The 7,893-nt window shown below is 67.5% G+C and carries 5 protein-coding genes; 3 read left to right on the top strand and 2 right to left on the bottom strand.

Features of this window, described 5'->3' with window-relative positions; all coding sequences use genetic code 11:
• The first annotated feature begins 1,020 nt into the window (after window positions 1-1,020).
• The 3 genes from ACFCV3_RS34700 (at window position 1,021) to rsrA (ending at window position 2,687) form a co-directional block, all read left to right on the top strand.
• Entirely contained in the window at window positions 1,021-1,662 is a 642-nt protein-coding gene (locus ACFCV3_RS34700; RefSeq protein ID WP_344144122.1) for an alpha/beta family hydrolase, read from the top strand.
• Window positions 1,663-1,788: 126 nt separating this feature from the next.
• Window positions 1,789-2,412 (top strand): sigma-70 family RNA polymerase sigma factor, encoded by a 624-nt coding sequence (locus ACFCV3_RS34695; protein WP_132415251.1) that lies wholly within the window; start codon window positions 1,789-1,791, stop codon window positions 2,410-2,412.
• A complete protein-coding gene (rsrA, locus tag ACFCV3_RS34690) occupies window positions 2,409-2,687 on the top strand; it encodes a mycothiol system anti-sigma-R factor (RefSeq protein WP_132415247.1) in 279 nt (92 codons plus the stop codon). Before ACFCV3_RS34695 ends, rsrA begins: the two co-directional genes overlap by 4 nt.
• A gap of 8 nt (window positions 2,688-2,695) precedes the next feature.
• Here rsrA and ACFCV3_RS34685 read toward each other — a convergent pair whose 3' ends face one another.
• Window positions 2,696-5,134 (bottom strand): NB-ARC domain-containing protein, encoded by a 2,439-nt coding sequence (locus tag ACFCV3_RS34685; protein ID WP_376037528.1) that lies wholly within the window; start codon window positions 5,132-5,134, stop codon window positions 2,696-2,698.
• A 20-nt stretch (window positions 5,135-5,154) separates the two neighbouring features.
• Window positions 5,155-7,647 (bottom strand): NB-ARC domain-containing protein, encoded by a 2,493-nt coding sequence (locus ACFCV3_RS34680; protein ID WP_376037526.1) that lies wholly within the window; start codon window positions 7,645-7,647, stop codon window positions 5,155-5,157.
• Between the last annotated feature and the right edge of the window lie 246 nt (window positions 7,648-7,893).

Genomic DNA, 7,893 nt, shown 5'->3' with positions numbered 1-7,893 from the left:
ACTGGTCCCAGCAGCCCCCGGCCGCCTCGAGGCCTACGCCGTCTCCACCGCCGTCGGCTCCGTCCGCAACAACGGCCCCCACCTCCTCGACCCCCTCCCACCCGACGGCTCCCCACCAGTCGGCGGCGAAGACGGCACAACCCTGTTCTGACACCGGCGCCGGCCTCACGCCGTACCAACTCCCAGCCGTCCGCTGCCGCCAGGCCATCAGCACCCCACCACGCCGTACCAGCCCCTAGCCGTCCGGTGCCGCCGGGCCCCCAGCACCCCACCACGCCGTACCAGTCACCCCGCCCAGCACGCCCTCGTCTCATCCGCCGCCACCATCACGCCGTACAAGCCCTCGCACCACCTCGCGCGCTAGACAAGCCCACGTCCCTTGCCCGCCCCCAGCACGTGCACGAGCCCGCGAGCCTCGCCTGCTCCCAGCGTGTGGATGAGCCCGCGTGCCGTACGCGGCTCCCGTGCTGACGCAGACCTCACGCACTGCCCGTACGCCGCTCCGCCGCCACCTGCCCGCACTTGATGGGTTCACCCACCAGCTTGTGGGTTCCCTACCCGCATACGGTGGGGGAACCCACAACCGGATGGGTCCACCCACCAGATGGCGGACGCCCGCGAGTGAACCCACTGTGCCGGCACGGTGAACCCACTCGCGGGCGTCCTCGTCGAGTGGAGCGACTGTGCTGCCGGAAATCGAATTCCGGCGACACGGTCCGCACACTCGGTCGCAGGTGCACGGTGGGTTCAGTCGCGGGAGCAGGGTGGGTTCAGTGGGGGTCGAGGTAGGAGCGGCCGGGGTCGACTCGTACGCCGCAAAGGGCTGGCACCGTGGCCCGGAGGCGGAGGCGGAGGCGGAGGCGGAGGCGGGGGCACGGGAGGGGATATCCGTTCGAAGTGTCGCTTCTCTGTCCGTATATGAGGTGAGGAGGGGCGAGATGCGGGGAGAACCGTTGATATTGACGGGTGGTTGGGGGACTCGCGTTGCGGGTGTGGGGTGTGGGGCCTGCGGATGACAGGATGGGGCGGGTGACCGACGAACGGATTGTGGGGACGCCGCACGGGGAAGCGCGGATCGTGGCGCACCGGGCTCGGCGGCCGGTGGCGACGCTGGCGCTCGGTCATGGGGCCGGTGGGGGGATCGAGGCGCCTGATCTGGCGGCGCTGGCGGCGCGGTTGCCGAAGCAGGACATCAACGTGTTCCTGATCGAGCAGCCCTGGCGGCGGGCCGGGAAGAAGCTTGCGCCGGCGCCGAAGATCCTCGACGAGGCCTGGATCGCGATCGTCGGCCAGTTGCGGATCCGCACCCCGCTGGTGATCGGTGGCCGGAGTGCGGGCGCGCGGGTGGCCTGCCGGACTGCGAGCAGTCTCGGGGCGTCCGGCGTACTGGCACTGGCTTTTCCGCTGCATGCTCCGGGGAAGCCGGAGAAGTCGCGGGTGGCCGAGTTGCAGGGGGCCGGGCTGCCGACGTTCGTCGTCCAGGGGGAGCGGGACACCTTCGGGACGCCTGACGAGTTCCCGCCGCTGACCGAGATGGCCGTGGTGCCGGACGCCGACCACTCCTTCAAGGTCCCGAAGAAGGCCGAGCTCAGCCAGGACGAGTCCTACGACCTGCTGGTCGAAGCTGTGTTCGAGTGGGTCGTCCGGGAAGTGTCCGGATAGTGGTCGCCTCCTGACCCGCGCGGGGCCGGGAATTACGCCGTACCAGGGCTTGTTGTGATGAGCATGACGGCAACGAGTGTGGCTCCGGCGCGGAACGCTGGGAAGACCCCGGTATTCTCGATCACGATGCCGACACCGACCACGACAGAGACACCCGAGCAGCGGACCGCGCGCTTCGAGCGCGAGGCGCTGCCGTTCCTCGACCAGATGTACGCCGCGGCGATGCGGATGACCCGTAATCCGGCCGACGCCGAGGACCTGGTCCAGGACACCTTCGCGAAGGCGTACAGCTCGTTCCACCAGTTCACGCCCGGCACCAACCTGAAGGCGTGGCTGTACCGGATCCTGACCAACACGTTCATCAACGGCTACCGCAAGCGGCAGCGCCAGCCCACGCAGTCGCCGACCGAGGAGATCGAGGACTGGCAGCTCACCGCCGCCGAGTCCCACACCCCCGGCGGCCTGAAGTCGGCCGAGGCGGTCGCTCTCGAGCATCTGCCCGACTCCGACGTGAAGTCGGCCCTGCAGTCGATCCCCGAAGACTTCCGCCTGGCCGTGTACCTGGCCGACGTCGAGGGCTTTGCCTACAAGGAGATCGCCGACATCATGGGTACGCCGGTCGGCACGGTGATGTCACGCCTGCACCGTGGCCGGCGCCAGCTGCGTGAGCTGCTGGCCGACTACGCCCGCGACCGCGGCCTGATCGCCGCCTCGGACGACGACGCGACCGCGAAGAAGGAGGAGTCGTGAGCTGCGGCGAGGACCACGACGTCGACTGCAACGAGATCCTCCAGCGGGTCTACGTCTTCATCGACAACGAGATCGAAGGCGCCAGCACCGAGGAGATCCGGCAGCACCTCGAGGAATGCGCCCCCTGCCTCGACGAGTACGACCTGGAACGCTGCATCAAGAAGCTGGTCCACCGCTCCTGCGGCTCCGACCACGCCCCCGATGCCCTCCGCCAGAAGATCCTCCTCCGCCTCACCCAGATCCAGGTGGAAACGACGATCACCACCACCGACTGACGCCTGCGTCAGCTGAGTTGGTTGCCGTCGACGGTGTAGCTGTACGGGCTGCCGCGCTGCGCGAGCTGGAGAAGCTCCTGGGCGGTTGATTCGAGTCGCGGCGAGATCCCTTGCAGGACGGGCATGGCGGACTGCAAATAGGCGATGGCGGCCGCGTGGTCGCCCTCGGCGGCGCTGACCTTCGCGTGCTCCAGCAGGAGCGCACCTTCGCGGAGGCGGTGCTTGCGAATCAGCGCCATCCCGGAGTCGATGCTCTCGTGGGCCTGGCGGTACTTGCCTTGCGCCGCGTACAACGCCGCGAGGCACTGCCAGCCCTGAGACTCGACATCATCGTTGCCGAGCCGCTTGCCGGCCTCGATGCACTTCAGGAGCGGTTCCTCGGCGTCGTCGAGGCGGCCCACCAGCAGGTGGGAGAAGCCGGTGTTGAGGTAGCGCTTGCCGATGGACCGGAGGTCGCCGATCTCCTCGGCGAGCCGCACACCGTGCCGGAACGCCTCATCGGCCCGGGCGAAGTCTCCGTGCCGGTCGTAAAGCCCACCGAGCGCGACCCGGGTCACGCCCTCGACGGTCCTGTCGCCGATCTGCTGGCTGAGTCGCAGGGCCTCGTTGCCGAGCTCAAGGGCCTTGTCCAGCCGGTTGAGCCGGCCGAGGACATGGGTGACCGAGGACGCACATCGGGCTTGTCCGCGCACATCGCCGATCGCTCGGAACATGTCCAGGGCCTTGAGCAGGATGGTGACGCCGTCATCGAGGCTGCCGTTCTCGACTTCCGGGATGGCCGTGTCGTGCTGCAGCCAGGCCGCCATACCGCCCAGCCCGTTCTTCTCGGCCAGCTCGGCCACACCGCGATGCATGTCGCGCATCTCGACCCAGCGCGACCGCGACTCGTGGTATCCGAACAGAGCCAGGATCAGCTCCGGGATCAACGGTGAATCGGCCAGTGTCGAGCTGAGGGCCTGCTGCCACCGGTCCACGACGTTCTGGTGCTCGGAGTCGAGCCAGTCCAGCGACTTCACCACGTCATTGACGGCCGGCGGCGGCGTATGCGCGATGGTGGCGAACGCGAGACGCGGACTGGAGCGATGGGTCTGAGCCTGACAAGCCCAGGCAAAGCCGATGTAGAAACGCAGGATGCGCTCGAGCGCGGCGTCCCGCTCGGCCGGCGTCAGCGTCTCCTCGGCGAGCTCGCGAGCGTAGGCACGAATGAGGTCGTGCAGCCGATAACGCTCAGGGGCCAGGGATTCCAGCAGATTGAGGTCGGCCAGCCTCTCCAGTAGCGCGTCGGCCTTCCGAGCCGGTACGTCGAGCAGCCGGGCGGCGACTGGGGTTCGCAGATCCGAGCCGTCCGGGATGCTCAGCAGCGGCAGCGCACGCACGGCCTCTCGGTCGAGTGGACGGTCGCTGGTCTCCAGGAACTCGAACGAGCTGGCGATGTTGGCCCGGACCCCGGTCTCGTCCGAACCGAGGCTGTCCAGGCGGTGGTCCTCGTCCTCGAGGAGGTCGACCAGGTGCTGGATCGGCCAATTCGGCCGCGCGGCCAATCGGCCACCGATCAGCCGGACTGCCAGCGGCAGGCGGCCGGTGAAGGCCGCGAGCACCTCGGCGGCCTTGGGCTCGGCGGCGACCCGGCTCGGCCCGACGACGCCGGCCAGCAATGCGACCGACTCCGACTCGGACAACGCGTCGAGCCGGACCTGACGCGCACCGGGAAGGTTCGCCAGCGACCCTCGGCTGGTGATGATCGCAGCGCTCCCGGGGCTGCCCGGAAGCAACGGCATGACGTGTTGCACATCGGCAGCGTTGTCCAGGAACAGCAGGAACCGGCGGCCGGACAGCTGCGAACGCAACATGGCCGAGGCTTCCTCGACCTCGTCGGGAATGAGCTGCAGCTCCACACCGAGGGAGCGCAGCAGATTCCGCAATGCATCCGCGGCCGACATCGGCAGGCCGGGGCCATATCCGCGAAGGTTCACATAAAGATGACCGTCGGGATAACTCGCGACCAACTTGTGCGCAGCATGCACCGCCAAGGTCGTCTTCCCGATGCCGCCCATTCCGGTGACCGCCACCAGCCCGACCGCGTTGCCCGCCCCCTCGGGTAGCCGCAGCACATCGAGAATTGCCTCGATCTGGGCAGTCCGGCCGGTGAAGTCCGACACCGCCGGCGGCAACTGCCAGGGCATCGGCAACAGCTCACCCGCCGGAATCGGTTCGGCGTCGGGCTCAGCCGGCTGACTCTTGCCGCGCGCAACGGCAAGGAACTCGGCGGCCTCGGCCTTGTCCAGACGCAACACCTTGATGAGCGCTCGGATGGTATCGATGCGCGGCCGTCGCCGGGTTCCACGCTCCAGCACGCTGATTGCCTGATCGCTCAATCCGGCCTTGGCCGCAAGTGCGGCTTGGGTCAGCCCAGCCCGTCCCCGGTACTTGCGCAACAGGTCACTCAAGCTCTCATTGGTCAGCCGACTCACCGCCCTCCCGCTCGTTGTGGTCCACTCCGGTGGAGGAAGTCCGGATAGGGAATGGCAGCGTAGGCGTAGGGCCGTCTCGTTCGTACATGATCGAGGAGTTGGTGGGCCAGCCCGGCGCGGTCTGGTGAGATCCGGGCAAGCACAGCGGCGGCTGCTTCGGCGTTCGCTGTAGCGTCCTCCCAGTCGCCTGAGACAGCCTTGAGCTCGGCTAGATGGAACAGAAAGTCTCCCTCTCGCCTGTCGTTGCCACTTCGGTGGGCATGCAGCATTCCGCCTTCGAGATGTTGCAAGGCCGAGGCGTAGTCGCCCAGGCCCGCATAGGCGAGTGCAAGGTTAAGATGACGGTCGACTCGATCAGTTACGTCGTCGGAGTCCGTGTCGGCCAGGTAGACCAGGACGTCGTCATACCTGCCAACCCTCAGATGCGAAGCGCAGGCGCTGAGGCGGCGCTGGAACGCCGAGTGCCACTGCCCTTTCGACTCGGCCAACTGGATGGCGCAATCGAACTCTGCCGTTGCGCGAGCGAAGTCGCCGGAATCGTTGGAGAGCACTCCTAGTGCGGAGTGTGCGACACCTTCCAGAACGATGTCACCGAGCTTCTCGCTGAGTTCCAAGGACTGCTCACCGAACTGTAGAGCCTCGTCCGTGCGTTCGAGGCTCGAGAGCACGTAGGTCAACGAGGAGCAGCACCGCGCCTGGCCACTGAGGTCACCCACGTCCCGGAAGATGGCGAGGGCTCTGGTCAGGTAGGGCACCGCCGCCTCAAGACGCCCGTTCTCGACGATGGGAATCGCCTGATCGTGCTGCAGCCATGCTGCGGTCAAGGAGAGACCGTGAGCGGTTGCCACCTCGAGGGTGCTGCGCGCCATCTCCTGCATCTCTATCCAGCGGTCGCGCAGCACGTGGTACGCGAACATCGCGAGGGCCAGTTCCGGCAGGAGCGCCGAGCCTGTGAGCAGCGACATGGCCTGGGCAAAGCGATCCATCAGGTTGCGTTGCTCGGCATCGAACCACTGGAGTGCGGAAGACCGTTCACTCAACGCCGGGACGGTCTGGTGCTGGACGGTGCCGAGTGCCAGCCGGGGATTGCCCGGGTGCGTCTGTGCCTGACATTGCCAGCCGCAGCCGATGTAAAAGCGCAGCAGCCGCTCCAGAGCCGCCTGCCGATCGGATGCGGCGAGCGCCTCCTCGGCGAGCTCGCGGCCGTAGAAGCGGATCAGGTCGTGGAAGCGGTAGCGCTCGGGACTGATGGATTCCATCAAATTGAGGTCGGCGAGACGTTCAAGGATGTCGTTGGCCGCACGCAGGGGCATGTCGAGTACGGCGGCGGCGACGACGATGAGCAGGTCAGGGCCGTCTGGGATGCTCAGCAGGGGCAGGGCTCGCGCGGCTTCGCGGTCGAGCGCGCGGTCACTGGTTCGGAGGAACTCGACAGAGCTGCCGATGTTGGCGCGGACGCCGGATTCGTCGGAGCCTAGAGTGTCGAGTTTGCGGTCCTCGCCTGCGAGGAGATCGACGAGGTGCTGTACGGGCCAGTTGGGGCGGGCGGCGAGGCGTCCGCCGATCAGCCGAACCGCGAGCGGAAGCCGGTCGGTGAAGGATGCAAGGGCTTCGGCTGCTGCCGGCTCGGCCGTGATGCGCGCACTGCCGACAACGCCGGACAACAGTTCGACTGATTCCGACTGCGACAGCACCTCGAGCTGGATCTGGCGGGCGCCCGGCAGATTGGTCAGGGAGCCGCGGCTGGTGATGATCGCGGCGGAACTCGGGCTGCCTGGTAGCAGCGGCATCACATGGGCCACGTCCGCGGCGTTGTCGAGGAAGAGAAGGACGCGTCGGCCAGCCAGTTGGGACCGCAGCAGGCCGGCGGCCTCGTCGACGTCGTCCGGGACGAGCCGCTGATCCGTCCCCAGGGATCGCAGGAGCTGACGCACCGCGTCTGCGGTCGAGACAGATCGTCCGGGCCCGTATCCGCGGAGATTGAGGTAGAGGTGGCCGTCCGGGTAGCTGTCGACCAGTTGGCGGGCGGCCTGGACCGCAAGAGTGGTCTTGCCGATCCCGCCCATCCCGGTCACGGCCACCAGACCCACCGAGGTACGTGGCGTTCCGTCGGTAATTCGCAGCGCATCCAGAATTGTCTCGATCTGAGCAATCCGGCCGGTGAAGTCAGGTACGGCCGGTGGCAGCTGCCAGGGCTTCGGTAAGATAGTGACACCCGGACCCGCCCCGGGTTCCGGCTCGTCGGCGGGGAGGCTCTTGCCTCGTGCAACGGCAATGAACTGGTCGGCCTCGACCTGGTTCAGACCCAGCACCTGGATGAGGGTGCGGATGGTATCGATGCGTGGCCGGGTGCGGGTGCCGCGTTCGAGGACGCTGATGGCCTGGTCGCTCAATCCGGCCTGGGCCGCAAGTGCGGCCTGGGTCAGCCCGGCGCGGCCGCGGTACTTGCGTAGCAAGTCACTCAAGCTCTCGCCGGTCAGCTGACCCACCTCCCTCCTGCAATCAGCCCACTCCTGGGTGACGGCCAGGGCGGGTGGTCCGGGGCTAACAATAGGAGTCTCCACCGACGGTTCGCTGGAGGTATCCACGCCAGGGTCGCTGAGGGGCTGGTCCGGGGTGGGTGAGACGCCTTACGTTCCCGCACGATTTCGTGCAAAAGAATAGCCCAACGAGCGTTTGAAGATCGCATTCAGTATGCGGGTGGAGACGCTCCGAATACAGGACCTCTGGGAAGG

Origin of the sequence: Kribbella sp. NPDC056345, from assembly GCF_042262745.1 — a bacterium.
GTDB lineage: Bacteria > Actinomycetota > Actinomycetes > Propionibacteriales > Kribbellaceae > Kribbella.
Note: the sequence above shows the minus strand (reverse complement) of the source record. Positions and strands in the feature narration are given on the sequence as shown.